The sequence below is a fragment of the Enterobacter asburiae genome (genome assembly GCF_024599655.1).
Taxonomy (GTDB): Bacteria; Pseudomonadota; Gammaproteobacteria; order Enterobacterales; family Enterobacteriaceae; genus Enterobacter; species Enterobacter asburiae_D.
Window position 1 is genome coordinate 1,081,826 of the sequence record NZ_CP102247.1, and the last position, 25,621, is coordinate 1,107,446.

24 protein-coding genes are annotated in these 25,621 nt (G+C 59.3%); 13 read left to right on the forward strand and 11 right to left on the reverse strand.

Features of this window, described 5'->3' with window-relative positions:
• Positions 1-73 precede the first annotated feature (73 nt).
• The 4 genes from NQ230_RS05255 to NQ230_RS05270 all read left to right on the forward strand — a co-directional run bounded on the left by NQ230_RS05255 (position 74) and on the right by NQ230_RS05270 (position 5,013).
• The gene (locus NQ230_RS05255; RefSeq protein ID WP_159514782.1) at positions 74-1,087 is read left to right on the forward strand and encodes a LacI family DNA-binding transcriptional regulator; all 1,014 of its coding nucleotides are present in this window, start codon (positions 74-76) and stop codon (positions 1,085-1,087) included.
• A gap of 134 nt (positions 1,088-1,221) precedes the next feature.
• Positions 1,222-1,767 carry an electron transport protein HydN gene (gene hydN, locus NQ230_RS05260; RefSeq protein ID WP_029739520.1) on the forward strand — a complete coding sequence of 182 codons (546 nt, stop codon included), beginning with the start codon at positions 1,222-1,224 and terminating at the stop codon, positions 1,765-1,767.
• Between the two features lie 5 nt (positions 1,768-1,772).
• The gene (gene hypF / locus NQ230_RS05265; protein WP_257260312.1) at positions 1,773-3,989 is read left to right on the forward strand and encodes a carbamoyltransferase HypF; all 2,217 of its coding nucleotides are present in this window, start codon (positions 1,773-1,775) and stop codon (positions 3,987-3,989) included.
• Between the two features lies 1 nt (position 3,990).
• Positions 3,991-5,013 (forward strand): HoxN/HupN/NixA family nickel/cobalt transporter, encoded by a 1,023-nt coding sequence (locus NQ230_RS05270; RefSeq protein WP_257260313.1) that lies wholly within the window; start codon positions 3,991-3,993, stop codon positions 5,011-5,013.
• Here the strand turns inward: NQ230_RS05270 and NQ230_RS05275 are convergent.
• The 4 genes from NQ230_RS05275 to norV all read right to left on the reverse strand — a co-directional run bounded on the left by NQ230_RS05275 (position 4,986) and on the right by norV (position 9,823).
• Positions 4,986-6,650, reverse strand: coding sequence for an SgrR family transcriptional regulator (locus NQ230_RS05275; protein ID WP_257260315.1), 1,665 nt, complete (start codon positions 6,648-6,650; stop codon positions 4,986-4,988). The genes NQ230_RS05270 and NQ230_RS05275 overlap by 28 nt on opposite strands.
• A 161-nt stretch (positions 6,651-6,811) precedes the next feature.
• On the reverse strand, positions 6,812-6,970 hold the full coding sequence (locus NQ230_RS05280) for a hypothetical protein (protein WP_183078912.1): 159 nt from the start codon (positions 6,968-6,970) through the stop codon (positions 6,812-6,814).
• Positions 6,971-7,247: 277 nt separating this feature from the next.
• Positions 7,248-8,381, reverse strand: a complete 1,134-nt coding sequence (gene norW, locus NQ230_RS05285; protein WP_257260316.1) for an NADH:flavorubredoxin reductase NorW — start codon at positions 8,379-8,381, stop codon at positions 7,248-7,250.
• Positions 8,378-9,823, reverse strand: a complete 1,446-nt coding sequence (gene norV, locus NQ230_RS05290; protein ID WP_193941900.1) for an anaerobic nitric oxide reductase flavorubredoxin — start codon at positions 9,821-9,823, stop codon at positions 8,378-8,380. Before norV ends, norW begins: the two co-directional genes overlap by 4 nt.
• A gap of 186 nt (positions 9,824-10,009) precedes the next feature.
• On the opposite strand from norV, the gene norR reads away from it, so the two are divergent.
• A complete protein-coding gene (norR, locus tag NQ230_RS05295) occupies positions 10,010-11,524 on the forward strand; it encodes a nitric oxide reductase transcriptional regulator NorR (protein WP_257260319.1) in 1,515 nt (504 codons plus the stop codon).
• Here norR and gutQ read toward each other — a convergent pair.
• The 7 genes from gutQ to srlA all read right to left on the reverse strand — a co-directional run bounded on the left by gutQ (position 11,521) and on the right by srlA (position 16,458).
• Entirely contained in the window at positions 11,521-12,486 is a 966-nt protein-coding gene (gene gutQ / locus NQ230_RS05300) for an arabinose-5-phosphate isomerase GutQ (RefSeq protein WP_029742068.1), read from the reverse strand. The genes norR and gutQ overlap by 4 nt on opposite strands.
• Positions 12,479-13,252 carry a glucitol operon DNA-binding transcriptional repressor SrlR gene (gene srlR / locus NQ230_RS05305; protein WP_257260322.1) on the reverse strand — a complete coding sequence of 258 codons (774 nt, stop codon included), beginning with the start codon at positions 13,250-13,252 and terminating at the stop codon, positions 12,479-12,481. Before srlR ends, gutQ begins: the two co-directional genes overlap by 8 nt.
• A 63-nt stretch (positions 13,253-13,315) precedes the next feature.
• A complete protein-coding gene (gene gutM / locus NQ230_RS05310; protein ID WP_032660364.1) occupies positions 13,316-13,675 on the reverse strand; it encodes a transcriptional regulator GutM in 360 nt (119 codons plus the stop codon).
• 94 nt (positions 13,676-13,769) lie between these two features.
• Positions 13,770-14,549 (reverse strand): sorbitol-6-phosphate dehydrogenase, encoded by a 780-nt coding sequence (gene srlD, locus NQ230_RS05315; protein ID WP_063144187.1) that lies wholly within the window; start codon positions 14,547-14,549, stop codon positions 13,770-13,772.
• A 14-nt stretch (positions 14,550-14,563) separates the two neighbouring features.
• Positions 14,564-14,926, reverse strand: coding sequence for a PTS glucitol/sorbitol transporter subunit IIA (srlB, locus tag NQ230_RS05320; protein ID WP_023308951.1), 363 nt, complete (start codon positions 14,924-14,926; stop codon positions 14,564-14,566).
• A gap of 12 nt (positions 14,927-14,938) precedes the next feature.
• Positions 14,939-15,898: a PTS glucitol/sorbitol transporter subunit IIB gene (srlE, locus tag NQ230_RS05325; RefSeq protein ID WP_257260324.1), complete on the reverse strand. Its 960-nt coding sequence runs from the start codon at positions 15,896-15,898 to the stop codon at positions 14,939-14,941.
• Entirely contained in the window at positions 15,895-16,458 is a 564-nt protein-coding gene (gene srlA / locus NQ230_RS05330; RefSeq protein WP_023333189.1) for a PTS glucitol/sorbitol transporter subunit IIC, read from the reverse strand. Before srlA ends, srlE begins: the two co-directional genes overlap by 4 nt.
• A gap of 252 nt (positions 16,459-16,710) precedes the next feature.
• On the opposite strand from srlA, the gene mltB reads away from it, so the two are divergent.
• The 8 genes from mltB (at position 16,711) to alaS (ending at position 25,619) form a co-directional block, all read left to right on the forward strand.
• Entirely contained in the window at positions 16,711-17,811 is a 1,101-nt protein-coding gene (gene mltB / locus NQ230_RS05335; RefSeq protein ID WP_201283073.1) for a lytic murein transglycosylase B, read from the forward strand.
• 301 nt (positions 17,812-18,112) lie between these two features.
• Positions 18,113-18,766 carry a metal ABC transporter ATP-binding protein gene (locus NQ230_RS05340; RefSeq protein WP_257260327.1) on the forward strand — a complete coding sequence of 218 codons (654 nt, stop codon included), beginning with the start codon at positions 18,113-18,115 and terminating at the stop codon, positions 18,764-18,766.
• Positions 18,763-19,623, forward strand: a complete 861-nt coding sequence (locus NQ230_RS05345; protein WP_032660373.1) for a metal ABC transporter permease — start codon at positions 18,763-18,765, stop codon at positions 19,621-19,623. Before NQ230_RS05340 ends, NQ230_RS05345 begins: the two co-directional genes overlap by 4 nt.
• A gap of 14 nt (positions 19,624-19,637) precedes the next feature.
• Positions 19,638-20,516 (forward strand): metal ABC transporter substrate-binding protein, encoded by an 879-nt coding sequence (locus tag NQ230_RS05350; RefSeq protein ID WP_257260329.1) that lies wholly within the window; start codon positions 19,638-19,640, stop codon positions 20,514-20,516.
• Between the two features lie 129 nt (positions 20,517-20,645).
• Positions 20,646-21,143: a nicotinamide-nucleotide amidase gene (pncC, locus tag NQ230_RS05355; protein ID WP_023308944.1), complete on the forward strand. Its 498-nt coding sequence runs from the start codon at positions 20,646-20,648 to the stop codon at positions 21,141-21,143.
• An 89-nt stretch (positions 21,144-21,232) separates the two neighbouring features.
• Positions 21,233-22,291, forward strand: coding sequence for a recombinase RecA (recA, locus tag NQ230_RS05360; protein WP_023308943.1), 1,059 nt, complete (start codon positions 21,233-21,235; stop codon positions 22,289-22,291).
• Between the two features lie 68 nt (positions 22,292-22,359).
• Entirely contained in the window at positions 22,360-22,860 is a 501-nt protein-coding gene (gene recX, locus NQ230_RS05365) for a recombination regulator RecX (RefSeq protein WP_257260330.1), read from the forward strand.
• A 131-nt stretch (positions 22,861-22,991) separates the two neighbouring features.
• Positions 22,992-25,619 carry an alanine--tRNA ligase gene (gene alaS / locus NQ230_RS05370; RefSeq protein WP_121424497.1) on the forward strand — a complete coding sequence of 876 codons (2,628 nt, stop codon included), beginning with the start codon at positions 22,992-22,994 and terminating at the stop codon, positions 25,617-25,619.
• Positions 25,620-25,621 lie beyond the last annotated feature (2 nt).

Consider the following 25,621-nt stretch of genomic DNA (forward strand, 5'->3'; position numbering starts at 1 on the left):
TGATTTCACCGCTGCGACAATTTTTTCGCAGTGCAGTACACTGCGTTCCATCAGATTCAGACGGATTAACAACATGACCACGATGCTGGAAGTGGCGAAGCGGGCAGGCGTTTCGAAAGCGACGGTCTCCCGGGTGCTGTCGGGAAACGGCTACGTCAGCCAGGAGACCAAAGACCGGGTGTTTCAGGCCATTGAAGAGAGCGGCTATCGCCCGAATTTGCTGGCGCGCAACCTGGCAACCAAACGTACCCAGACGCTGGGGCTGGTGGTGACCAACACCCTTTATCACGGCGTCTACTTTAGCGAACTGCTGTTTCACGCCGCGCGGATGACGGAAGAGAAAGGGCGGCAGCTGATCCTCGCGGACGGCAAGCACAGCGCGGATGAAGAGCGCGAGGCGATCCAGTACCTGCTCGATATGCGCTGCGATGCGGTGATCATCTATCCGCGCTTCCTGAGCGTGGAAGAGATGGATGAGATCGTCGAGAAGTGCGAGCAGCCCATTATGGTGCTCAACCGCCGCCTGCGGAAAAACAGCAGCCACAGCGTCTGGTCCGATCATAAAGCCTCCAGCCAGGAGGCGGTATCACAGCTGATTGCGAAAGGGCACCGGGAGATCGCGTTTATCACCGGCTCGCTGGATTCTCCCACCGGGGTTGAGCGTCTCTCCGGCTACCGGGACGCGCTGGCGCAGCACGGTATTCCGCTGCGCGAGGGGCTGATTGCGCAGGGGAAGTGGAACCCGGCCAGCGGCGCGGCGGCGGTTTCCGAACTGCTTGCCCGCGGCGAACGCTTTACGGCGCTGGTGGCGAGTAATGACGACATGGCAATCGGCGCCATGAAGCAGCTGCACGACAGCGGCGTGGCCGCGCCGGACGCGGTGTCGGTGATCGGTTTTGACGACGTGGCCATCGCGCCCTACATCGTGCCGTCGCTCTCCAGCGTGCGTATTCCGGTGACGGAGATGATCAAAGAGACCATCAGCCGCCTGATCTTCATGCTCGACGGCGGAGAGTTTAAATATCAGCAAACATTCTCCGGCGAGCTTATCCTTCGCGACTCGGTTATTGACGGCCCGCACCGCTGATGTCGACAGCTGTCATCGTCATAAGTGACGATGACAGCGCCGCTGCGATGTTTAAACTCATATAAAATCAATAATTTAATTATTGGCACGGTTTATGAATATCTCCGGGCATAACTGTAATGCTGGAGAAGCAGATGAACCGTTTTATTATGGCCGATGCCAGTAAGTGTATTGGTTGCCGTACCTGTGAAGTGGCGTGCGTGGTTTCCCATCAGGCGGAGCAGGACTGCGCGTCGCTTACCCCTGACACGTTCCTGCCGCGCATCCACGTCATCAAAGGCGTGAATATTTCTACCGCCGCCATCTGTCGCCAGTGCGAAGACGCACCCTGTGCGAACGTCTGCCCGAACGGGGCGATTAAACGCGAGAAAGGCTTTGTGCATGTCATGCAGGAGCGCTGCATTGGCTGTAAAACCTGCGTGGTCGCCTGCCCGTACGGCGCGATGGAGGTGGTTGTCCGTCCGGTGGTACGCAACAGCGGCATGGGGCTGAGCGTACGTGCGGACAAAGCCGAAGCCAACAAATGTGACCTGTGCTACCACCGCGACGCCGGCCCGGCCTGCATGGAAGCCTGCCCGACGCACGCGCTGGTCTGCGTGGATCGCGACAAGCTTGAGCAGATGAGCGCCGAAAAGCGCCGTCGTGCGGCGTTCGACACGTCGTCATCACTGCTGTTCTGAACCGTATGTGCAGCAACGGTGTCCAGCTGCGCGTGCGCGGCAAGGTGCAGGGCGTGGGGTTTCGTCCCTTCGTCTGGCAGCTGGCGCAGGCGCTTCAGTTGACCGGTGACGTCTGCAATGACGGGAAGGGCGTGCTGGTGCGCCTCGCGGGTAATGGGGGGGCCTTTACCGCGAGGCTGCATCAGGACTGCCCACCGCTGGCACGCATCGACCACGTTGACACGCAGCCGTTTACCTGGGCGCACCTGCCGGAGGACTTTACCATCCGCCACAGCGCGGGCGGGGCGATGGACACCCAGATTGTCCCCGATGCCGCGACCTGTCCGGCGTGTCTGGCTGAAATGCGCGACCCCGGCGAGCGCCGTTATCGCTACCCGTTTATCAACTGCACCCACTGCGGGCCGCGGTTTACCATTATCCGCGCTATGCCCTATGACCGTCCGGCCACGTCGATGGCCACATTTCCCCTCTGCGTGCCGTGCGAAATGGAATACCGTAACCCGGCTGACCGCCGCTTTCACGCCCAGCCGGTGGCGTGCCCGGACTGCGGGCCCGCGCTGGAATGGCGTGCGGACGACGTTGTTGCCACCCGCGAAGCGGCTCTGCGTGCGGCGGTGGATATGCTGAAAAGCGGCGGCATCGTTGCGGTTAAAGGGCTGGGCGGTTTTCACCTCGTCTGCGATGCGCAAAACCCGCAGGCGATACTGAGACTGCGGTCACGCAAGCAGCGCCCGTCGAAGCCGCTGGCGGTGATGATCCCGGATGTGGATAAGCTGCCTGAGTCGATTCAGACGCTGCTCGGCTCACCCGCTGCACCCATCGTGCTCACGCCAAAAGCCTGTCTGCCTGACTTCCCTGAGGGTATCGCACCGGGTCTGGATAGCGTGGGCATCATGCTGCCCGCTAATCCGCTGCAGCATCTTCTGATGATGGACTGCCGACGACCGCTGGTGATGACCTCCGGCAACCTCAGCGGAAGGCCGCCTGCCATCAGTAATCAACAGGCGCTGGATGAACTGGGCAACATTGCGGATGGATTCCTGCTGCACAACCGCGACATTCTTCAACGGATGGACGATTCGGTGATGGATCGGGACGGCGCGATGCTGCGCCGGGCGCGCGGTTTTGTGCCGGATGCCATCACGTTGCCTGTGGGTTTCGAGAATATCCCCGCCATGTTATGCACAGGCGCGGAGATGAAAAACACCTTCTGCCTGGTGCGTGGCAGCCAGGCGGTGCTGAGCCAGCATTTTGGCGATCTCGGCGACGAGGGTGTCGAAGCGCAGTGGCGCGGCGCGCTCTCGACGATGCAGGACATCTACGCCTTCCAGCCGGAGCGCGTGGTGTGCGACGCCCATCCGGGCTACCACATGCAACAATGGGCGCAGGCGCAGGGGCTGCCGGTCGAAACCGTACTGCACCATCACGCCCACGCGGCGGCGTGCCTGGCGGAGAACGGCTGGCCGCGTGAGGGCGGAGACGTTATCGCCCTGACGCTGGACGGGATCGGCATGGGCGAGAACGGCGCGCTGTGGGGCGGGGAGTGCCTGCGGGTCAACTATCTCACGTGCGAGCGTCTGGGCGGGCTGCCTGCCGTTGCGCTGCCGGGGGGCGATCTGGCGGCGCGGCAGCCGTGGCGCAACCTGCTCGCCCACTGCCTGGCGTTTGTCCCTGACTGGCAGCAGTATCCGGAAACGCGCGCGGTACAGCGCCAGAACTGGCCGCTGCTGGCGACGGCGATCGAGCGCGGCATCAACGCGCCGCGTGCCTCATCCTGTGGTCGCCTGTTTGATGCCGTCGCCTGCGCGCTCGGTATCGACGCGCAGTCCTGGGAGGGTGAAGCCGCCTGCAGGCTGGAAGCGCTGGCCTCGCGGTGCGCGGGCGTCGACCATCCGGTGACGCTGGACGCGGATAACCTCGCGCTTTTCTGGCAGCAGTGGCTGGCCTGGCAGGCTGAGCCGTGCGAGCGCGCGTGGGCGTTTCACGACGCGCTGGCTAAGGGGCTGGCGGAACTCGCCGCGCTCCATGCCCGGCGCTTATCGCTGTCGACAATCAGCCTCAGCGGCGGCGTGTTGCACAACCGTCTGCTGCGCGCGCGCCTGCGTCATTATCTTTCTGACTTTACGCTTCTTTTTCCTTCGCGCCTGCCCGCAGGTGACGGAGCGATCTCCTTCGGGCAGGCGGCGATCGCCGCCGCCCGGTTATGTTCACAAAGGATTTAAAATGTTACGACTCTTACGCAATGAACCTCGCGCCGCGCTTCTGCTGCTGGCTCTGGTAATGGCAAACCTGCTGGCCTGGGGATGGGCATGGCACGCCTTTAGCGGCAGCACGGCGCTGATGGCCGCCAGCCTGCTGGCGTGGTGCTACGGGCTGCGTCACGCGGTGGACGCCGATCACATCGCGGCCATTGATACCGTGACGCGTAAGATGATGCAGCAGGGCAAACGCCCGTCCGGCGTGGGGGCGTGGTTCTCGCTGGGGCACTCCACCATCGTGGTGCTGGCCTCGATTGCCATCGCCGCTACCGCGACGGCGTTTCAGAAAAACATGGAATGGTTCCACGAAACCGGCAGCCTGATTGGCACCGCCGTTTCCGCCACCTTCCTGCTGGCGATGGCGCTGGTAAACATGGTGATCCTGCGCGGCGTCTGGCGCAGTTTTCAGGCGCTGAAACACGGCAGGCCCGTGCAGGGCGACATCACGCTGCCTGCGCAGGGCGGCGTCATGAACTGGCTGTTTGGCAAAACCTTCCGCCTGGTGAATAAAAGCTGGCAGATGTACCTGGTCGGTTTCCTGTTTGGCCTCGGCTTTGATACGGCCACCGAGATTGGCGTGCTGGGGATCTCTGCCGCCAGCGCGTCCAGCGGGATGTCGGTGTGGTCAATCATGATCTTTCCGGCGCTCTTCGCCAGCGGCATGGCGCTGGTGGATACCCTCGACAACCTGCTGATGGTCGGTGCCTACGGCTGGGCATTTAACAAGCCGCAGCGCAAGCTCTACTACAACATGACCATCACCGGCACCTCCGTGGTGGTGGCGCTGTTTATCGGCGGACTGGAAGCGCTGGGCTTGCTGATGGACAAGTTCGCCCTCAGCGGCGGCATCTGGGATCTGATTGGCGCGGTGAACGACAACCTGGGTAACGCCGGGTTTGTGGTGGTCGGGCTGTTCGTTGCCTGCTGGCTGATCTCGATGGTCAACTACCGCTGGCGCGGCTACGACGCGCTGGTTGTGCGCTCCTGAGCCGGCGGCAGCCAGGCGCGGGTAAAATCAAGCCAGCCGCTGGCGGTCAGCACAATGTCCTGCACGTTTTCCAGGGTGTTAAGACGATAGCGGTAGTGGAACAGCGGCGTGCAGGCACCGCTTTCCAGCAGGTGCTGAAAAAAGGCGGGCAGGTGTTTTCGCAGGCTTTCTTCGCTTTCGCAATACGCCATCAGCGCCTGCTTCGCTTTTTGCCAGGCGGTCTGCCCCAGCGCGGTGGCCCACGCGGGCTCTTCGGTAAACCACTCTGCCAGCGCGAATTCCGCCGCTTCGCCCGCCAGATAATCCCCCAGTAAAATATCCCCCTGCGCCAGCGCGTCGGGGGCATGCCATGCCTCGCGGTCCTTCCGTTCAATGTTAACGCTACAGCCGCGCTTTTTCAGGCGCGTTTGCAGCATGCTGGCCAGATCGCACAGCCCCGGCGTGTCGTAACAGATCAGAGAAAGGGCCGCGGGGAGCGCCACGTCGGAGGCATCCGCAAACGCGGGCGTTGTGATGCCGGGCAGGATTTCCGTACGGGTATCGACATCCTCCCGGCGAAGGTGCTGCTGGTTAATATGCTGAATTTCCTGACGCAGCCAGGCGGCCAGCGGGTGCGGCAGCCCGGCATTCAGCATCAGCCAGGCAAACCCGCCGCTGGTGGAGGTGACGGACTCCCGGGCATTTTCGCCTTTACCCACGGTGATCCACGCCGATTTTTCCGCCTCGCTGCGGGTTCGCCAGAACTCAATCGCATGCAGCAGCGGGTGCGCCGCAAAGTACCAGGGCTGACGCTCAAGGCGCAGGTAGTGCGAGTGGTGATGGGCGATAGCAAAGGGACCCGCGCCGATAGTCGGCTGCTGCGGATGCGGCAGGCGACAGGCGTGATGCGCGAGTCGATGCGCCAGCATGGCATCGGGCGCGTTCAGCGCAATCTCCAGACACCAGGGGGCGACAAGCGACACCGTTTGAACGTGCGCGAACCCCGCGCCGCGCGCCGGATCGGCCAGCATCTGCTGCATCGCGCTGAGAACATCTTCATCGCTGATGGCCTGCCCGTTATGCCAGTGCGCGCCGCTGCGCAGGTAAAAGCGCCAGCGACGTTTGTCGTCATGGGTATCCCAGTGGTGGGCTAAATCCGCTACCGGCTGCGGGTGGCCGGGCGCGTAGCGCGTCAGCCCCGCGTGAACCGCGCAGATAATATGCTGTTCGGCGCGGCGGCGCTGAAGGGCAGGATGCAGCGAGGTCAGCGGGCGATACCACGGAATCCGCAGCGTCGGCTGATGCTTAAGCCATTTGCCGCCTAAAAACGGGGTGATGATGTGGTGCAGGCTGGCCGGATCGCCGTCGGCTAGCTGCAGCGCGCTCTGGTAATCCCCTTTCTCCAGGCAGGCGTGCATCAGCGGCGCGCTCAGCTCGCTGGTGGTGGTCAGGCAGTGCAGGGTGGCACGGTGCCCGCGCCCCGGCTGCGCGTCCCAGCTTAGCCAGCCGCTTTGTGCGAGCTGGCGCAGCAGGGTGCGCGCATGACGTTCGCTGCAGAGCGCAACCTCCGCGACTTCGGTAATGGTGGTGGGCGCAGGCGCTGCGCCGTAGTGCTGATAAAGCCGTTGATACTGACGGATTTTCTGAAGCTGGCGCATAGCGGCATACCGATGAAAAAGGGATGCTGAGAGTGTAGGATTTTTTTGCGGAAGAAAAAGTGCTGGTTTACGTAAAGTGTTCCGGTTTTTAACCCGGCGGCGCTACGCTTGCGCGGGCCTACGGGCTTTGTAGGCTGGGTAAGCGTAGCGCCACCCGGCAATTACCGCTCAGGTTCACTGACCGGCATCATCAGCTCACGCAGACGCTCAATGCGCGCCTCCGGGCTCAAATAAAGCCAGCGAAATAAAATGTGTTCCGCATGCTTCGCTTCTTTGAAATAGCGAGAAAGATAATTGAGTTCTTTATGAAAAGTCGCCATGATTTGTCTCCGGCTGATTAATACCTTTTCAGACTAAGCCGGATGTGAATAATAAAACAGGGTGATGTTTTTAAGCTGTTCCGCATTTAAGTATTAATGGAAATAATAAATAAGGGATTGATAGCGATGATATACCTGCTTTGCATTTATTTGATGAATAGAATGCGTAAAAAAAAGCCCCGGGACATCGGGGCGGTGGATAATCAAATCCAAAGGTTAAGTAAGCGTGGCCGTGCTGTAGGCCGGGTAAGCAAAGCGCCACCCGGCAAATCGAGGGTTAAGCAGGTAACAGTTTCAGCAGCGAGAAAGCCTCCTTCATCCGATCTTCACTGACGACAAAAGCGCGTAGCTGACCCTCATTATCGGCACCGCGCGCGACCATTCCCTGCGGTTCGAGGGTAATTTGCCAGTTCAGATCCTGACGCTGCGTTTCACCGGCAAGATGCAGCGGTAATTCCGGCGTTTTGACTTTAATTAGAATGGCGGGTAATTTCAGCGGCGCGCTGCCGCCGAGCAGGTTTTTCGCCAGATACATCGCGCTTAATTGTATCGGCTGCAGGAACGGAAGCACCTGACCGTTAATTTCAGCGCAATCGCCTAACGCGTATATATCGGGCTGGCTGGTTTGCAGATAGCTATTTACCTTTACGCCACGGCCTGTTTCGGCGCCTGCGCGATGCGCCAGCGCGGTTTCCGGGCGCAGGCCCGTCGCCGCGATAACCGCATCCACCTCAATGCTGCGGCTGCGGTCGAGCGTGGCACGAATACCGCCTTCAGTTTTGGTCAAACCCAGCAGCTGCGATTTGAGCAGCAGATGGACGCCCATGTCGGTCAGGCGATGCTGTAAGCGACTGCTTACTTCTGCGGGCATCAGTGACGACAGGATGCTCGCCGCATGGTCGACCAGGGTGACGGATTTGCCCGCCCGGCAGAAATCCATCGCCAGTTCGGTGCCTATCAGCCCGCCGCCGACAATCATCACGCGCTGCGCGTCGCGAAGCGCCGTTTCGCTGGCCTGGTACTCCTGCTGGCTGTTGAGGGTGAGCATCAGCTCGCGGCCCTCAATCGGCGGTACGAGCGCAGAGGCACCCGTGGCGAGCACCAGCCTGTCGTACTGCCAGGTCTTCTCTTTTGCTTTCACCACGCGGGCGGCGGCGTCGATATCGGTGACCCAGGTGTACGGGAACAGGCGCAGGTTAAACTGCTCTGCGAACTCCCCCGCCGTCTGACGGGTGAGGTCTTCGGCGCGCTGATTCTGGCTAATGACGTGGCTGAGATCGGGCTTGTTGTACTCGTCCATGCTGTCGGCGGCAATCACCGTCAGCGGCACGCTGGCATCCTGCTTGCGGATGTTTTTTACCAGCTGGCGGGCGGCAAAGCCCGAGCCGATGATGACGATACCGTTGCTCATTTTGCCTCCGTACCCAGTTCGTCAAAAACGTCTTTTCCGAGGGAACATTCCGGGCAGAGGAAGTTGTCCGGCACGTCGCGCCACGGCGTGCCCGGAGCAACATCCTGCAGCGGCTCGCCCAGCTCAGGATCGTAAATCCACTGGCAGACGCTGCACTGCATGCGCGGGCCGAGGTCAGCAGCCGCGGCTGCCGCACAGGCGCAGGCATCCTGCTGTTCGGATGGTTGTGCCGCTTGCGGAAGGGGGGCGAGCGCCCACTGACGGGCAATGTCGCGACCGTGCTGGCGGCAGATCTCCAGGGCGTCGATATCCGGACGCCATTTTGCCTTCAGGCTCAGGGACATTTCAAAACCGGCATCCTGCAGGCGGGTCGACAGACGGTCTACCGCGCCGCCGCTCCAGCCGTGGGAGCCAAAGGCGCTGGCGCGCTTGTTGCGAAAACGCAGGCCGGTCATCTCTTCTACCAGACCGGCAATTTTCGGCATCATCACGTTGTTCATGGTGGAGGTGCCCACCAGCACGCCCTTAGAGCGGAACACGTTGGTCAATACCTCGTTCTTGTCGCTGCGCGCCACGTTGAAGATTTTCACCGCCACGTTGGGGTCAACTTCGTTGATGCCCTGGGCAATGGCGTCCGCCATCATGCGGGTGTTGTTGGACATGGTGTCGTAGAAAATGGTGATGCGGTCTTCCTGATAGTCCGCTGCCCACTTCAGGTACAGCTCGACAATCTGGGTGGGATTTTCACGCCACACCACGCCGTGGGAAGTGGCAATCATATCCACCGGCAGGTTAAAGCCGAGGATCTCGGTGATTTTTGGCGTCACCAGGCGGCTGAACGGGGTCAGGATGTTGGCGTAGTAGCGCTGGCACTGTTCGAACAGTTCGGTCTGGTCCACTTCGTCGTTGAACAGGCGCTCGTCGCAGTAGTGCTGGCCGAAGGCGTCGTTGCTGAACAGCACCGCGTCGCCGGTCATGTAGGTCATCATGCTGTCCGGCCAGTGCAGCATCGGTGTTTCCACGAAGATCAGCTGTTTGCCGTTGCCGATATCCAGCGCGTCGCCGGTTTTCACGGTATGGAAGTTCCACTCCGGATGGTGGTGATGGCCGTTGATCGAGTCGATGGCGTTGGTGGTGCAGTAGATAGGCGTGTTCGGAATGTAAGACATCAGCTCGGTCAGCGCACCGGCGTGATCTTCTTCCGCGTGGTTGATGATGATGTAGTCGATGGCGTCCAGGTCGATTTCACTGCGCAGGTTCTGCACGAACTCGCGGCTGAACTTGTGATCGACGGTATCGATCAGCACGTTTTTTCCTTCGCGGATGAGATAGCTGTTGTAGCTGCTGCCGCGCAGCGTTTTGTATTCCGTCCCGTGGAAATCGCGCACTTCCCAGTCACGTTGACCGACCCAATGAATGTTATTTTTAACCAGAATAGACATAGCAACCTCTACGTAATACAGCATGTTCAAATAAGATGCTTTGCCTATATCAAGTTGCGTGCCAACTTTTAATATGTTGATTTTACTTAATTAATATTTTTATGAGCCGTAATGGGTAGTCATTATGACTATCAAGATTAGTGTCAATATGACAACATGCATTGTCAAAATGACAGCGAGGTCAATATGAGCTTTTCCGTAGACGTGCTGGCGAAGATCGCCATTGAGCTGCAGACCGGTATCAGCCATCAGGACCGCTTTCAGCGCCTGATCTCCACGCTGCGCCACGTGCTTGAGTGCGATGCGTCCGCGCTGCTGCGCTACGAAGGGCGGCAGTTTATTCCGCTGGCTATCGACGGGCTGGCGAAGGACGTGCTCGGGCGGCGTTTTACCCTTGAGGGCCACCCGCGTCTGGAAACTATCGCCCGCGCGGGTGACGTGGTGCGTTTCCCGGCGGACAGCGACTTGCCCGACCCGTACGACGGGCTGATTCCCGGACAGGAGAGCCTGAAGGTGCACGCCTGTATCGGCCTGCCGCTGTTTGCCGGACAAAACCTGATTGGCGCCCTGACCCTCGACGGCCTGTCGCCGGACCAGTTCGACACCTTTAGCGACGAAGAGCTGCGCCTGATTGCCGCCCTGGCCGCCGGGGCGCTGAACAATGCCCTGCTGATTGAACAGCTGGAGAGCCAGAACATTCTTCCCGGCAGCCCGGCGGCGTTTGAGCAGGTAACGCACACGGAGATGATCGGCCTTTCGCCGGGCATGGCGCAGCTCAAAAAAGAGATTGAGATTGTTGCCGCCTCAGACCTGAACGTGCTGATCTTCGGGGAAACCGGCACCGGTAAGGAGCTGGTTGCGAAGTCCATTCACGAAGCCTCGCCGCGCGCGGTGAACCCGCTGGTGTACCTCAACTGCGCCGCGCTGCCGGAAAGCGTGGCGGAAAGCGAGCTGTTTGGTCACGTTAAGGGGGCGTTTACCGGGGCCATCAGCAACCGCAGCGGCAAGTTCGAAATGGCCGATAACGGCACGCTGTTTCTGGATGAAATCGGCGAGCTTTCTCTGTCGCTGCAGGCCAAGCTGCTGCGCGTGCTGCAGTACGGCGACATCCAGCGCGTGGGGGATGACCGCAGTCACAGAGTGGACGTTCGCGTGCTGGCGGCGACCAACCGCGACCTTCGTGAAGCGGTGCTGGCCGGGGAGTTCCGCGCCGACCTGTTCCATCGCCTGAGCGTGTTCCCGCTTACCGTGCCGCCGCTGCGCGATCGCGGGGACGACGTGGTGCTGCTGGCGGGCTTTTTCTGCGAGCAGTGCCGCCTCAGAATGGGGCTTTCCCGCGTGGTGCTGAGCCCGGGGGCGAGATCGCATCTGCTGAGCTACGGCTGGCCGGGCAACGTGCGCGAGCTGGAGCATGCGATCCACCGCGCGGTGGTGCTGGCGCGGGCGACGCGTTCGGGTGACGAGGTGGTGATCCACGCGCGGCATTTTGCGCTGCAGGATGAAAGCGCACCGGCTGTTGCGCAGGCTGCGCCAGAGATAGCGAATGAAAATCTGCGTGAAGCCACGGAGGCGTTTCAGCGTCAGAGGATTACCCGCGCGCTGGAGCAGAATAACCGCAGCTGGGCGGCGTGCGCGCGGGCGCTGGAGATGGACGTCGCCAACCTGCACAGGCTGGCGAAGCGTCTGGGACTGAAGGGTTAGATAATGCCGGCCTGATAGAAGTCCTGCAGGTTGATAGCGCCGCACAGCCTGCCGGCATCATCCACAACCGGTGCGGCGGTGATTTTGCGCTTCATCAGCACCTCTTTGGCTTCAATGGCGCGGCTTTCGGCGTTCAGCGTCAGCCCGCCTTTGGTCATGGCGTCCGACACGTTGGTTTCCAGCCTGCCGCCGCCCACCAGCCAGCGGCGCAGGTCGCCGTCGGTGAACACGCCCTTGACGCTCCCGTTGTCATCGCACACCGCAACCAGCCCCAGACCGGTGCGGCTCAGCTCCAGCATCGCGTCCATGACGCTGGTATCGAGTTTGACCTGCGGAATGGCATCGTCGGTGCGCATAAGATGGTGCACTTTATTCAGCAGGCGTGCGCCGAGCGCACCCGCCGGATGCGAACGGGCGAAATCTTCTTCGTTAAAGCCGCGCGCCTGCATCACCGCCATTGCCAGCGCGTCGCCCATCATCAGGGTGTTAACGGTGCTGGAGGTCGGAGCGAGGTGCATCGGACAGGCTTCACGTTCAACGGAAATATCCAGCGTCGCTTTGGCGGCCAGCGCCAGCGGCGAGCGGGATTTGCCGGTCATCGCCAGCAGGGCGACCGATTTTTCCTGCAGGCGCGGAATAATCAGGTCCAGCTCTTTGGCCGAACCGGAGTAGGAGATAAACAGCATCACGTCGCGGCTTTCAATCATCCCCAGATCGCCGTGCAGCGCCTCAGCAGGATGCACGAAGAACGCCGGGGTGCCGGTGCTGGCGAGCGTCGCGGCAATCTTTTTGCCGATATGGCCGGATTTACCGATGCCCGCCACGATCACTTTACCTTCGCAGTGGATAATGGTGTTGGCGGCGCGGACAAAATCCTCGCCCAGACGTTCCGGCAGGCGGCTGGCTTCCTGCAGTTCCAGCATCAGCGTCTGGCGGCCCGTTTCTAACAGAAAATCACTCATCTCTTTCTCCGGTTACGATCACGTCGATACCTTTCTCTTTCAGCGCTTTCTTGAACGCCGGGTCGATACCCGCGTCGGTAATCAGCTTATCAACGCTTTCAAGGCTACAGACAATGTTGGGGCTTTTGCGGCCAAACTTCGACGAGTCTGCCATCAAAATGACTTCCCGCGCGGCGTTGCACATCGCTTTACTGACGCTGAATACCTCGTTGAAGGTCGTCACGCCCGCGTTCAGGTCGATGCCGTCGGTGCCCATAAACAGTTTATCAAAGCTGAAGTGCTCGAAGGCATTCTCCGCCAGCTGGCCGTGAAACGACGCCGATTTTTTGCGGAAGGTGCCGCCGGGCATCAGGATGGTCTGCTCGCTGTCGAACTCCGACAGGGCGTTGACGATGTGCAGGCTGTTGGTCATCACCGTGATGTTGTTAAAGCGGCTGAGCAGAGGGATCATCTGCAGGACGGTACTGCCTGCATCCAGAATGATGGAATCGCCATCGTGGATAAATTTTACGGCGGCTTCGGCAATCAGCGCTTTCTGGTGGGTATTGATCAGCGTTTTGTGATCGATAGGCGGGTCGGCTTCGTCTTTATTGAGCACCACGCCGCCGTAGGTTCGAATGACGGCGCCAGAGTTTTCGAGCAATACCAGGTCCTTGCGTATTGTCGTGCCGGTGGTGTCAAAGTAGTGAGCCAAATCCTCTACCGAACATTTTCCCTGCTTTTGCAGATGTTCGAGAATGGCCGCCTGCCGCTGACGAGGTTTCATAGGCGCTTCGTTCCTTAGGTTGCGAAATGATAATTTCGCAAGTCTATAGCTTTCACAACGAAATTATCCATGTTTCAGATTAAGCGCTAATGATAGTGCATTCTGACAGAGTGGATCATGGGGAAAGATCACATCCGGCCGTAATTCCTGCAGCGAAATGCCGTTGATTGCCTGGATTTTCACCGGACGGGCGAAGACGGTCATGCCGCGCATGATCAGGGAATCGCACACCTGGTCGTGCTCATCCAGCGCAACGGCGACGACCACGCGCGGTTTGAAGCGTCCGCCGGAACGACCGACCCCGACGCGACCTTTCTGGCACAGGGCATCAAACGCGCGGTTAAACTGGTGGATCTGCCAGCCGCCAAACGCCATCTGGCACAGCCAGGCGAGTGCGGCGACGGTGATGAGTGCGGTTACCATATTTCACTCCTTAATTGCCGGGTGGCGCCTGCGCCTTACCCGGCCTACGGGGGTTTTGTAGCCCCGGTAAGCGCAGCGCCACCGGGGAGTGAACTCAGAACATGACCTGCCCACCGGTGACGTTAATCGACTGCCCGGTGCAGTACGAGGCTTTCGGGCTGGCGTAGAACAGCAGCATGTTCAGCACGTCCTGATAATCGCACCCGCGCTTCAGCGGCACTTTATCGATGTAGTACTGCTCCACTTCCTCAGCCTTGATGCCAAGCTTGGTGGCGTACTGCGGCAACAGGGACTGGAACATCGGCGATTTCAGCAGGTTGCCCAGCATCAGCGAGTGAACAGTAATGCCGTACTCGGCCAGATCCAGCGCCAGAGACTGCGTCAGCCCCACGCCGCCAAACTTCGCCGCGCTGTAGCCGGAGTTATGCTTGCTGCCCACTTTCCCTGATTTGGAGTTGATCTGAATGATGCGCCCCTGAATGCCGTCGCGGATCATCAGGCGGGAAAACTCGCGGGCGCAGAGGAAATAGCCCACCAGATTCACCTGCAGCGAACGGTCAAAATCCCCCAGTTCGAAATCGCTGATAAAGGCCGCTTTCGCAATCCCCGCGCTGTAGACCAGCAGGTCGGTACGTCCAAAAATCTCGTCCACGCCGCGGGCCAGTGCCATCACGCTCTGCTCGCTGGTGGCGTCGGCACCAAACCCGTACGCCATCCCTTCACCAAACTCGGTGTTGAGGGTGTCCGCCACGCGGGCGGCTTTTTCACTCTGAATGTCCACTACCGCCACGCGGTAACCCTCTGCGGCAAGCCCACGGCAGAGGAACTCGCCTAAGGTTTGTCCCCCACCAATGACAACGGCAACCTGACTCATGTGTTTCTCCTTAATTACGCAACAAATTTTAACGTGCAGCCTGGGGTGACAGCCTGCGGAACCGGGCCCGCTACGTGAACCGTACCGGGATACTCGGCCTGCGGCTGGCCGTCGAAACGCAGGGTGATATGGCCCAGCTCGCGCAGGTTTTGCTCGGCCACGTCGCCGACGGCGGTGACGGCATAGCGCGCCTCGCCCAGCTCCAGCTGGCTTCCTGCCTTCAGCTCGCCCTTCAGCTCGCCGTGGCAGTGGATAAAACAAAACTCTTCGATATCCGCCGGGGCGCCTTCGCGGAAGGTGATCAGCATCTGGTCGCTCAGCGCGTCTGCTGCGCTCTGGCCGATGCGGGTAATGGTGGTCTGGTAAATCACGGTCATCGCAGGAACCTCTTATTGATAAATAAAGCCGGAGACAAACCAGGCAATCAGCACCGTCGGCGCGCCCGTCAGGAAGCGGCTCACCAGCACGGACGGCACGCCCACGCGCACGGTGTCCTGGCGCGCTTCGGCCAGCGACAGCCCAACGGGGATGAAATCGCACGCCGCCTGGGCGTTAATGGCAAACAGGGCGGGCAGGGCGAGGTGCGGGGGAATGTTCCCCAGACCAATCTGCACGCCAATCAGCACGCCGATGACCTGGGCAATCACCGCGCCCGGGCCGAGGAACGGCGACAGCAGCGGGAAGGAGCAGATCAGCGCCAGCGTGACCAGCCCGAGCGGGTGGCTGGCGAGCGGGGCGAGGCCGTGGGCAATCCAGTCCCCCAGGCCGGACGCCATGATGATGCCGATCAGCGCCGAGACGAACGCCATAAACGGCAGGATAGTTTTCAGCACCGTGTCGATGGTGTCGCGTCCGGACTGGAACAGCACCGCCACGGCGGAACCCATGCCCATCCCGACCTTTGCCAGCAGGCCGTCGCTCTGCTCGGTGATTTTCTTGCTGGTGTCGTACTCGCGCGGGGCCGCTTTTTGCGGCGCGGCAGTCCCATTCACCAGCGTGATGTTCTCCTCCTTCACGCCTGAGACGTAAATGTCCTCAAGGATGTACTGCGCCAGCGGGCCGGATTTTCCAGTGGAGTGAATATTCACCGTCGGAATGCGGCGCTTCGGATAGATGCCGCAGCGCAGCGTGCCGCCGCAGTCGATCACCGCCACGCCGATTTCCGCTTCCGGCGGCTCGCCTTCCTTGAAGCCGTCGACCGCTTCCCAGCCGGTCAGCTCGCGCAGCCTGTCGACGATCGCCGGGCGCGTCCCTGCGGTGATGTAGACGATCTTTTTGCCTTCGGTGGCGTCGAACTCCAGCGGGCCGCCCCAGCCGCCCGTGCCTTTCTCAATGCGGATCCGGTTCATGCTGTGGCTCCTGAAAGATGGACTTTTTGTTCAAGCTGGATGCCCATTTTTTTCTCAAAAATGGCGGTGGTGAGGTCGGTCACCCAGCCGCGGAAGAAGTTGGTGACCAGGCCGACCAGCAGATAGCTCACCGCCAGTGGGCCGAGCGGCAGGCCAAGGGTGGTGAGGCCGCTGGCGATCCCGAGATAGACAAACAGTTCGCCGGGGTTGATGTGCGGGAACAGGCCGTTCATGGAATGGCAGCTGTAGGAGGCGGCGGCGTAGTAGCTCGGCTTGTACTTTTCCGGCATGAAGCGACCGAGGCTTAAGGTCATCGGGTTACAGAACACGAAGGTACCGATGAACGGCAGTACCAGGTAGCGGGACAGCGGATTCCCGGCACAGCGCTGGGCGAAGCGTTCAATGCGCTGCTGGCCGATAAAGTTGATCAGCGCGTTCATGATCACCAGCAGGCTGATCAGCAGGGGCAGGATCCCGGTCACCATGCCGGTGAACACTTCTCCGCCTTTCTGAAACAGCCCGATGAACCACTCGGCGCCGTGGGTGATGGTTTCTATCATTCTTCTCTCCTGTGGGGCTTTTTTGTTTTTGTCTGACTGGGCTAATAATAATCACTTTGAAAGGTTTTAAAGTGTTAGTTAGATCTCACAATGAAAGAAAAATGGATTATTTTGAAAGTTTATTGATGAGTTGAATGATTTTCGGTGGAAAAAAGCGCGGATTTGCGTGGGGGAGGTGCGTACCGCTTCCTTGAGGTGTTGCGGATGCTTTACCATACTGGGTTCTTATCGAACCCGTTAAATGGATGTCTCATGTTCAAGCGTCGTTATGCAGCGCTGTTGCCTGCGCTTATTCTGCTGTCTGCCTGTAGTAGCAAACCTAAGACCGAAGCCGTTCAGCAAACGGCGGGCGCGCCTTCCGGAGGATTCCTGCTGGAGCCGCAGCACAATATGATGCAGATGGGCGGCGACTTCGCGAATAACCCGGCGGCCGAGCAGTTCATCGATAAAATGGTGAGCAAACACGGCTTTGACAGACAGCAGCTGCACGAAATTTTGTCTCAGGCAAAACGTCTGGACTACGTGCTGCGCCTGATGGACCGTCAGGCGCCGACGGCCCAGGTGCCGAGCGGGCCGAACGGCGCGTGGCTGCGCTACCGCAAACAGTTTATTACCCCCGACAACGTGCAAAACGGCGTGGTGTTCTGGAATCAGTATGAAGATGCGCTCAACCGAGCGTGGCAGGTGTACGGCGTACCGCCGGAAATCATCGTCGGGATTATTGGCGTGGAAACCCGCTGGGGCCGCGTGATGGGTAAAACCCGCATCCTCGACGCGCTGGCGACGCTCTCCTTTAACTACCCGCGCCGCGCGGAGTATTTCTCTTCCGAGCTGGAGACCTTCCTGCTGATGGCGCGCAGCGAGCAGGACGATCCGCTCGATCTGAAAGGGTCGTTTGCCGGCGCGATGGGCTACGGCCAGTTTATGCCGTCCTCCTATAAGCAGTACGCGGTCGACTTTAACGGAGATGGTCACATCAACCTGTGGGATCCGGTGGATGCCATCGGCAGCGTGGCGAACTACTTCAAAGCGCACGGCTGGACGCCGGGTGGGCAGGTGGCGGTGCAGGCCAACGGCGAGGCGTTTGGTCTGGAAAACGGCTTCAAAACCAAATACAGCGTCGCACAGCTGACGGCGGCAGGCTTAACGCCAACCCAGCCGCTGGGCAATGTCGATCAGGTGAGTCTGCTGCGTCTGGATGTGGGAACCGGTTATCAGTACTGGTACGGCATGCCGAACTTCTACGCCATTACCCGCTATAACCACAGTACCCACTATGCGATGGCGGTGTGGCAGCTGGGGCTGGCGGTGTCTCAGGCGCGCGTTCCGGCGGCGTCACCGTTTAGTCAGTAAGCCGCTCCGGCTGGTAGGCCGGGTAAGGCAACGCCGCCACCCGGCATGGCTGCGCGCACGGTGCGGCCTGATGCCCTCTCCCACGGGAGAGGGCAGCTTTGCAGAAACATTTCGCCACACTCCCTTTTCAAACCCGCCATTTACATATTAACCGCCTTTCATTATTGTTATGTTATAACATTTAAAGCGGTATCGACATGTCAACGTCCCTTTTTTCTCTCTCTGCTCTGGTTCGGCTTTTGCTGGCGCTGGTGCTGGTTGTCTTTATCGGGCTGGCCGTGCGCTGGGCGGTGGCACTGCCATGATCGTGATGAATGAACTGGTCGCGGGTTATGAACGCCAGCCCGTTACGCGGCCCCTCTCGGGCACCATTGAACGAGGAAGCATGACCGCCATTATCGGCGCTAACGGCTGCGGGAAATCCACGCTGCTGAAAACGCTGGCGGGGTTTATTCCTCCCGTCAGCGGCGGCTTCCGCTGGCAGGGTAAGCGCCCGGTAATCGGCTGGCTGGCACAGCGTCACGCGCTGGAGGCGCAGTTTCCGCTGACCGTACAGGACGTGGTAAGCATGGGCTGCTGGCCGGGCATTTCGTTTTTTTCCGGGTTTCGTCGCGAAACGCGGCTGCGCATTGCCAGCGCGCTTGAGCGCGTTGGGCTTGAGTCCATGGCGTTATCCACCATTGATGAACTCTCCGGCGGTCAGTTTCAGCGCATGCTCTTTGCCCGCGTCCTGGTGCAGCAGGCGCCGCTGGTGATGCTGGATGAACCCTTTACCGGGGTCGATGAAGCTACCTGCAGCGTGCTGATGGATTTGATGCTGGAGATGTATATGCAGGGGCAAACGCTGCTCGCGGTATTGCACGACAGCGAGCGCGTGTCGCGCCATTTCCCGCAGACGCTGCGGCTGGACGCTGACGTTCCCCAGTGGAAAACCGAGCGGGTGAGGGTGGCATGATCTGGCATCTCTTTTTTCAGCCGTTTATTGAGTACGGCTTTATGCGTCGCGCGCTGGTGGTTTGCCTGGCGCTTTCCGTCAGCACTACCGCGCTCGGCGTGTTTCTTCAGCTGCGTCGGATGAGCCTGATGGGCGACGCCCTTTCTCACGCCATTTTGCCGGGTGTCGCCGTGGGGTATTTGCTTAGCGGCATGTCGCTGCTGGCGATGAGTATTGGCGGTTTTATCGCGGGAATTACCGTGGCGCTGCTGGCCGGACTGGTCAGTCGACGCACGCCGCTGAAAGAAGATGCGAGCTTTGCCGGGTTTTATCTTGGCTCGCTGGCGCTGGGGGTCACGCTGGTGTCGCTGCGCGGGTCGAATGTCGATCTGCTGCATCTGCTGTTTGGCTCCATCCTCGCCGTGGACAACGACGCCGCGCTGTTTGTCACGGGCGTTTGTATGTTCACCCTTATTACGCTGGCGCTGTTTTATCGCGGGCTGGTTACAGAAGCGTTTGATACCGCCTGGCTCCAGGTGAACGCCCGCTGGCTGCCTGGCCTGCTGCACGGACTGTTTCTGGCGCTGCTGGTGCTTAACCTGGTGGCCGGTTTTCAGGTGCTCGGCACGCTGATGGCCGTCGGGCTGATGATGCTTCCGGCCGTGGCGGCACGCTGCTGGGTGCGCACGTTACCTGCCTTACTCCTGATGGCGGGTATCAGCGGTATTTTCTGCGCATGGCTGGGGTTGAGCCTCTCCTGGGCGATGAGTCTACCGGCCGGGCCATCCATCGTGCTCACCGCCAGCGCGCTGTTCTTTATTTCCATTTTACTGGGTACGCGAAGCAGGCTCGCTGGCAGCCTGCGCGCGCTTTTTTAACGCAAGGGGAAACGATGAAACGTACAGGAATTGTAGTGGCGCTCGCGCTGGGGATGATGTCGCACGGCGTGATGGCGAAAACGCTGAATGTGGTGACCAGCTTTTCGATACTGGGGGATATCACGCAGGAGGTAGGCGGTGACCATGTGAACGTGACGACGCTGGTCGGGCCGGACGGCGATCCGCATACCTTCGAACCGTCGCCGAAAGACAGCGCGGCCCTGAGCAAGGCTGATGTGGTGGTGGTGAACGGCCTGGGGCTGGAAGGCTGGCTTGACCGTCTGGTAAAAGCCTCCGGATTTAAGGGGCAGCTGGTGGTGGCTTCATCCGGGGTGAAAACCCACACCCTGGAAGAGGACGGCAAAACCGTCACCGATCCGCACGCGTGGAACAGCGCGGCGAACGGGGCGCGCTATGCGCAAAATATCCTGAACGGGCTGGTGAAAGCCGATCCGGATGACAAAGCCGCGCTGGAAGCCTCCGGTAAACCGTATATCGCCCAGCTTAACCAGCTGGATAACTGGGCCAAAACGCGCTTTAGCCAGATCCCGTCGGCGAAGCGTAAAGTGCTGACCAGCCATGACGCGTTCGGCTATTTCAGCCGCGCCTACGGCGTGACGTTCATGGCGCCACAGGGGTTGTCGTCTGAGAGCGAAGCCAGCGCGGCGCAGGTCGCTGAGATTATCAATCAGATTAAAGCCGACGGCGTGAAAACCTGGTTTATGGAAAATCAGCTCGATCCGCGTCTGGTTAAACAGATTGCATCGGCGACGGGCGCGCAGCCCGGGGGCGAGCTTTACCCCGAAGCGCTGTCGGTAAAAGGTGGGGTGGCAGACACCTACGTTAAGGCGTTTCGCCACAATGTGAACACCCTCGCTGACAGCATGAAATAACCTTTCCACCGCCGGTGCGTCCGTACCGGCTTTTTTCTGAAGCCCCCTCGTAAAACCTGAAGTGCATCCCCACATCTGACGAGAAAGTGCTATCTTGTGCAGCACGTTTTTCTGATGCCTGGAGCGAGAATGACTGACCATGAATTGATGCAGCTTAGCGAGATCGTTGGCCTTGCGCTGAAGCAGCGTGGCGCGACAATCACCACTGCGGAATCCTGTACCGGCGGCTGGGTGGCGAAAGCGATTACCGATATTGCCGGCAGTTCCGCCTGGTTTGAACGCGGTTTTGTGACCTACAGTAACGAAGCTAAAGCACAGATGATTGGCGTGCGTGAATCCACGCTTGAACAGCATGGCGCGGTCAGCGAACCGGTGGTGATCGAGATGGCCATCGGTGCGCTCAAAGAGGCGCGCGCAGATTACGCGATTTCCATTAGCGGCATTGCGGGCCCGGACGGCGGCAGCGACGTGAAGCCTGTCGGCACCGTCTGGTTTGGGTTCGCCACCTCCAAAGGGGAAGGGATCACCCGCCGGGAGTGCTTCAGCGGCGATCGCGAAAGCGTGCGTCGTCAGGCAACCGTTTATGCGTTAAAAACGCTCTGGCAACAATTTCTACAAAATACTTGATACTGTATGACCATACAGTATAATTGCACCAACAGAACAGAAATCCACGGTGAAGCACAGTCGCTTCTCCCGGCATGACAGGAGTAATAATGGCTATCGACGAAAACAAACAGAAAGCGTTGGCGGCAGCACTGGGCCAGATCGAAAAGCAATTCGGTAAAGGCTCCATCATGCGCCTGGGTGAAGACCGTTCCATGGATGTGGAAACCATCTCCACCGGTTCGCTTTCTCTGGATATCGCGCTGGGCGCTGGCGGTCTGCCTATGGGCCGTATCGTAGAAATCTACGGGCCAGAGTCCTCCGGTAAAACCACCCTGACGCTGCAGGTGATTGCCGCGGCACAGCGCGAAGGTAAAACCTGTGCGTTTATCGATGCCGAGCACGCGCTGGACCCTGTTTATGCTCGCAAGCTGGGCGTGGATATCGACAACCTGCTGTGTTCTCAGCCGGACACCGGTGAGCAGGCGCTGGAAATTTGTGACGCGCTGGCGCGTTCTGGTGCCGTTGACGTTATCGTGGTCGACTCCGTTGCCGCACTGACGCCAAAAGCCGAAATCGAAGGTGAAATCGGTGACTCTCACATGGGCCTCGCGGCACGTATGATGAGCCAGGCGATGCGTAAGCTGGCGGGTAACCTGAAGCAGTCCAACACGCTGCTGATCTTCATCAACCAGATCCGTATGAAAATTGGTGTGATGTTCGGTAACCCGGAAACCACTACCGGTGGTAACGCACTGAAATTCTACGCCTCTGTCCGTCTGGATATCCGCCGTATCGGCGCGGTGAAAGAGGGCGAGAACGTGGTGGGTAGCGAGACCCGCGTGAAGGTAGTGAAGAACAAAATCGCCGCACCGTTCAAACAGGCTGAGTTCCAGATCCTCTACGGCGAAGGGATCAACTTCCTCGGCGAGCTGGTTGATCTGGGCGTGAAAGAGAAGCTGATTGAAAAAGCGGGCGCCTGGTACAGCTACAACGGTGACAAGATTGGTCAGGGTAAAGCGAACGCGATCTCCTGGCTGAAAGAGAACCCGGCTGCGGCGAAAGAGATTGAGAAGAAGGTACGTGAGCTTCTGCTGAACAACCAGGACTCCAAACCTGATTTCGTGGTGGATGCCGCGGATGCTGAAGAAACTAACGAAGACTTTTAATTCTCTCGTTTAACGATGAAGGGCTGCTGATGCGGCCCTTTTTGCATTTCTGAATCAGCAGGTTTTTTATGAGTGAACCGACAACACGTCGACCCGCGTATGCACGCTTACTGGACCGCGCGGTGCGCATCCTGGCCGTTCGTGACCACAGTGAACAGGAGCTGCGGCGAAAACTGTCGGCTCCGGTGATGAGTAAAAACGGGCCGGAAGAGATTGATGCCACGGCGGAAGATTATGATCGCGTGATTGCCTGGTGCTATGAGCATCGTTATCTCGATGACGAGCGTTTTGCCTCACGATTTCTCGCCAGCCGCGGCCGCAAAAGATATGGGCCCGCACGCATCCGGCAGGAGCTGAATCAGAAAGGGGTGGCCCGGGAATCCATCGAAAAAGCGATGCGCGAATGCGATATTGACTGGTGCGAGCTGGCCAGAGAACAGGCGATACGTAAATACGGCGAACCGCTGCCGCGTGAATTTTCAGAAAAAGTCAAAATCCAGCGCTTTTTGCTCTACCGCGGCTTTCTCATGGAAGATATTCAGGATATCTGGCGTAATTTTGCCGATTGAACGCATGCGGGATTTTACTTCCCACTAAAGAAAACTTATCTTATTCCCACTTTTTCCAGTAGCTGGTCTGTCCAACGGTTTACCGATACAGGCTGGCTACGACATTTCGTTAGCTTGATTTCAGGATAATTATGAGCAAGAGCACCGCTGAGATCCGTCAGGCGTTTCTCGATTTTTTCCATAGTAAGGGACACCAGGTTGTTGCCAGCAGCTCCCTGGTACCGAACAACGATCCGACTCTGCTGTTTACCAACGCCGGGATGAACCAGTTCAAGGATGTGTTCCTTGGTCTCGATAAGCGTAATTATTCCCGCGCCACAACCTCACAGCGTTGCGTGCGTGCGGGCGGTAAACACAACGACCTGGAAAACGTCGGTTACACCGCGCGTCACCATACGTTCTTCGAAATGCTGGGTAACTTCAGCTTCGGCGACTACTTCAAACACGATGCTATTCAATATGCGTGGGAACTGCTGACCGGTGAAAACTGGTTCAACCTGCCGAAAGAGCGTCTGTGGGTTACCGTCTATGAAACCGATGACGAAGCCTACGAAATCTGGGAAAAAGAAGTCGGGATCCCGCGCGAGCGTATTATTCGCATCGGTGATAACAAAGGCGCGCCATACGCGTCTGACAACTTCTGGCAGATGGGTGATACCGGTCCTTGCGGTCCGTGCACCGAGATCTTCTACGATCACGGCGACCACATCTGGGGTGGCCCTCCAGGCAGCCCGGAAGAAGACGGCGATCGCTATATTGAGATCTGGAACATCGTCTTCATGCAGTTCAACCGTCAGGCCGACGGTACGATGGAGCCGCTGCCGAAGCCTTCCGTTGATACCGGTATGGGCCTGGAGCGTATTGCCGCGGTTCTGCAGCACGTTAACTCCAACTATGACATCGATCTGTTCAGCACGCTGATCAAGTCCGTCGCGGAAGTGACCGGTGCGACCGACCTCAGCAATAAATCTCTTCGCGTTATCGCGGACCACATTCGTTCCTGTGCGTTCCTGATTGCCGACGGCGTTATCCCGTCGAATGAAAACCGTGGCTACGTGCTGCGTCGTATCATTCGTCGTGCCATCCGTCACGGCAACATGCTGGGCGCGAAGGACACCTTCTTCTATAAACTCGTTGGGCCATTGATTGGCGTGATGGGTGCTGCCGGTGATGAGCTGAAACGCCAGCAGGCGCAGGTAGAGCAGGTTCTGAAAACCGAAGAAGAGCAGTTTGCGCGTACACTGGAGCGCGGTCTGGCGCTGCTGGACGAAGAGCTGGCGAAACTTAAGGGCGACACGCTGGATGGCGAAACCGCTTTCCGACTGTACGACACCTACGGCTTCCCGGTTGACCTGACGGCGGACGTTTGCCGTGAGCGCAACATCAAAGTTGACGAAGCGGGCTTCGAAGCCGCGATGGAAGAGCAGCGTCGTCGCGCGCGTGAATCCAGCGGTTTCGGTGCAGACTACAACGCGATGATCCGCGTTGATAGCGCGTCAGAATTCAAAGGTTATGACGCGCTGGAACTGACCGGCAAAGTGACCGCTCTGTTTGTTGACGGTAAAGCCGTGGACAGCATTAGCGCGGGTCAGGATGCGGTTGTCATTCTGGACAAAACGCCGTTCTATGCGGAATCCGGCGGTCAGGTTGGCGATAAAGGCGAGCTGAAAGGCAACGGCTTTAGCTTCAGCGTCAGCGACACCCAGAAATACGGTCAGGCGATTGGTCACCAGGGCAAACTGGTTTCCGGTTCTCTGAAAGTGGGCGAGGGCGTACAGGCTAACGTGGATGAAGCTCGCCGCGCGCGCATTCGTCTGAACCACTCTGCAACCCACCTGATGCACGCAGCCCTGCGCGACGTACTCGGTACCCACGTTGCACAGAAAGGTTCTCTGGTTAACGACAAAGTGCTGCGTTTCGACTTCTCGCATTTTGAAGCGATGAAACCGTCTGAAATCCGCGCGGTGGAAGATCTGGTGAACGCGCAGATCCGTCGTAACCTGCCAATCGAGACCCACATCATGGAGCTCGAGGATGCAAAGAAAAAAGGTGCGATGGCGCTGTTTGGTGAGAAATATGACGACCGCGTTCGCGTGCTGAGCATGGGCGACTTCTCTACCGAGCTGTGCGGCGGTACGCACGCATCGCGCACCGGTGACATTGGCCTGTTCCGCATTGTTTCCGAGTCAGGTACGGCGGCAGGTGTGCGTCGTATTGAAGCGGTGACCGGTGAAGGTGCGATTGCCAGCCTGCATGCGCAGAGCGATCAGCTGCACGACATCGCGCAGCTGCTGAAAGGCGATAGCCAGAACCTGGGCGAGAAAGTGCGCGTTGCGCTGGATCGCACGCGTCAGCTGGAAAAAGAGCTGCAGCAGCTGAAAGAGCAGGCTGCGGCGCAGGAGAGTGCAAACCTCTCCAGCAAGGCTGTAGACATTAAGGGCGTCAAACTGCTGGTCAGCGATCTGGCGGGCGTTGAGCCTAAGATGCTGCGTACTATGGTCGACGATCTCAAGAACCAGCTTGGTTCTACCGTTATCGTGCTGGCGACAGTGGCAGAAGGTAAGGTTTCTCTGATTGCGGGCGTCTCTAAGGATGTGACCGACCGCGTAAAAGCAGGGGAACTGATTGGTATGGTCGCTCAGCAGGTGGGCGGCAAGGGTGGCGGTCGTCCGGACATGGCGCAAGCCGGTGGTACGGATGCGGCGGCACTTCCGCAAGCTTTGGCCAGCGTTGAAAGCTGGGTAAGCGCGAAACTGTAATA

Coding starts and splice junctions, on each gene's coding strand:
- NQ230_RS05255 (WP_159514782.1), top strand. CDS start 74: ATGACCACGATGCTGGAAGTGGCGAAGCGGGCAGGCGTTTCGAAAGCG.
- norR (WP_257260319.1), top strand. CDS start 10,010: ATGAGCTTTTCCGTAGACGTGCTGGCGAAGATCGCCATTGAGCTGCAG.
- srlB (WP_023308951.1), bottom strand. CDS start 14,926: ATGACCGTGATTTACCAGACCACCATTACCCGCATCGGCCAGAGCGCA.
- NQ230_RS05275 (WP_257260315.1), bottom strand. CDS start 6,650: ATGCGCCAGCTTCAGAAAATCCGTCAGTATCAACGGCTTTATCAGCAC.
- gutQ (WP_029742068.1), bottom strand. CDS start 12,486: ATGAGTGATTTTCTGTTAGAAACGGGCCGCCAGACGCTGATGCTGGAA.
- hydN (WP_029739520.1), top strand. CDS start 1,222: ATGAACCGTTTTATTATGGCCGATGCCAGTAAGTGTATTGGTTGCCGT.
- pncC (WP_023308944.1), top strand. CDS start 20,646: ATGACTGACCATGAATTGATGCAGCTTAGCGAGATCGTTGGCCTTGCG.
- srlR (WP_257260322.1), bottom strand. CDS start 13,252: ATGAAACCTCGTCAGCGGCAGGCGGCCATTCTCGAACATCTGCAAAAG.
- alaS (WP_121424497.1), top strand. CDS start 22,992: ATGAGCAAGAGCACCGCTGAGATCCGTCAGGCGTTTCTCGATTTTTTC.
- srlD (WP_063144187.1), bottom strand. CDS start 14,549: ATGAGTCAGGTTGCCGTTGTCATTGGTGGGGGACAAACCTTAGGCGAG.
- norV (WP_193941900.1), bottom strand. CDS start 9,823: ATGTCTATTCTGGTTAAAAATAACATTCATTGGGTCGGTCAACGTGAC.
- gutM (WP_032660364.1), bottom strand. CDS start 13,675: ATGGTAACCGCACTCATCACCGTCGCCGCACTCGCCTGGCTGTGCCAG.
- NQ230_RS05345 (WP_032660373.1), top strand. CDS start 18,763: ATGATCTGGCATCTCTTTTTTCAGCCGTTTATTGAGTACGGCTTTATG.
- NQ230_RS05340 (WP_257260327.1), top strand. CDS start 18,113: ATGATCGTGATGAATGAACTGGTCGCGGGTTATGAACGCCAGCCCGTT.
- mltB (WP_201283073.1), top strand. CDS start 16,711: ATGTTCAAGCGTCGTTATGCAGCGCTGTTGCCTGCGCTTATTCTGCTG.
- recX (WP_257260330.1), top strand. CDS start 22,360: ATGAGTGAACCGACAACACGTCGACCCGCGTATGCACGCTTACTGGAC.
- NQ230_RS05350 (WP_257260329.1), top strand. CDS start 19,638: ATGAAACGTACAGGAATTGTAGTGGCGCTCGCGCTGGGGATGATGTCG.
- norW (WP_257260316.1), bottom strand. CDS start 8,381: ATGAGCAACGGTATCGTCATCATCGGCTCGGGCTTTGCCGCCCGCCAG.
- srlA (WP_023333189.1), bottom strand. CDS start 16,458: ATGATAGAAACCATCACCCACGGCGCCGAGTGGTTCATCGGGCTGTTT.
- hypF (WP_257260312.1), top strand. CDS start 1,773: ATGTGCAGCAACGGTGTCCAGCTGCGCGTGCGCGGCAAGGTGCAGGGC.
- srlE (WP_257260324.1), bottom strand. CDS start 15,898: ATGAACCGGATCCGCATTGAGAAAGGCACGGGCGGCTGGGGCGGCCCG.
- NQ230_RS05280 (WP_183078912.1), bottom strand. CDS start 6,970: ATGGCGACTTTTCATAAAGAACTCAATTATCTTTCTCGCTATTTCAAA.
- recA (WP_023308943.1), top strand. CDS start 21,233: ATGGCTATCGACGAAAACAAACAGAAAGCGTTGGCGGCAGCACTGGGC.
- NQ230_RS05270 (WP_257260313.1), top strand. CDS start 3,991: ATGTTACGACTCTTACGCAATGAACCTCGCGCCGCGCTTCTGCTGCTG.